Here is a 1,123-nt window from a genome sequence, read left to right as displayed (position 1 = left end):
GCGCCCGTACAGGAATAGGTGTCAACGACCGACCTCATGAAGGGACTTTGCCGCTCCAGCTTCGCATCGCTTGCTGACTTGAATGGGCTATCCGAAGGACACGCCCGCAGACAATTCGAAGCATGGAGCCCAATTATGATGGCAGAACCTCATGAAATCCAGTCCGTCCTCGGCCTGGACGTTTCCTGCGATACCGTGACCCTGTTTGACAGCTGCACCAGCCGCTGCCTGACCATCGCCAACGAGGCCGACGCGTTGCGTGCCGCCTTGCAACCGTATCAAGGCACCGCCACGCTCGCCGTGTGCGAGGCCACCGGCGGCCATGAAGATAAACTACTCGGCGTGCTCATCGAGCTGGCCATCGCCGCCCATCGCGCCGATCCCGCCAAGGTCAAGGCCTATATCGCATCCTTCGGCAAGCGCGCCAAGAACGATCCGATCGACGCCCACTGGCTTTCCCGCTATGGCTGCGACCGCGCCGCCGTCCTGCCGCGCTGGCAGCCGGCCGCTCCGACCCAGCAGAAGCTTGAACTGCTCGTTGCCCGCCGTCTCGACCTCGTCGCCATGCGGGTGCAGGAGCAAAACCGACTGAAAGCCCCGCGCAGCCGCCTGATCGCCGACAATATCAGCGCTCATCTTTGCGAACTGCAGCGCCATATCGAAGCGCTCAACACAGAGATCGACACCCTGATTAGCGAAAGCCGCGATCTGACACTGCGGGCTACATCATTGCGGTCGGTGCCGGGCATCGGACCGGTCCTGGTCCCGCTGCTCTTGGCTGTCATGCCGGAACTCGGCACCCTCAATCGCCGCCAGGTCGCAAGCCTCGCCGGTGTGGCTCCGCATCCCAAGGACAGCGGCAAGGCCAGCTGGCATCGCAGCACCACTGGCGGGCGACGCCAGATCCGACCGGCGCTCTTCATCGCTGCTCTCGCCGCCTGCCGCGGCAATAGTCCACTTGCAACTGCCTATCAGGCGCTGCTCAAGGCCGCAAAACCAAAGCGTGTTGCGCTCACCGCCATCATGCGCAAGATCATAACCATCGCAAACGCCCGTGTCAGAGACGCCTTGCGGCAGCAAAATGAAATAATGATCGCACTCGAATAAACTGACTTGGTGAGGG

At 62.2% G+C, this 1,123-nt stretch carries 1 protein-coding gene; it reads left to right on the top strand.

Annotated features, from left to right (window positions below):
• The first annotated feature begins 135 nt into the window (after positions 1–135).
• Positions 136–1,107 (top strand): IS110 family RNA-guided transposase, encoded by a 972-nt coding sequence (locus ATY29_RS01300; RefSeq protein WP_003570669.1) that lies wholly within the window; start codon positions 136–138, stop codon positions 1,105–1,107.
• Positions 1,108–1,123 lie beyond the last annotated feature (16 nt).

It is taken from the genome of Rhizobium hidalgonense (genome assembly GCF_002914525.1).
Taxonomy (GTDB): Bacteria; Pseudomonadota; Alphaproteobacteria; order Rhizobiales; family Rhizobiaceae; genus Rhizobium; species Rhizobium hidalgonense.
The sequence above is the reverse complement of the archived record's forward strand: the minus strand, read 5'-3'. Positions and strand labels throughout refer to the sequence as shown.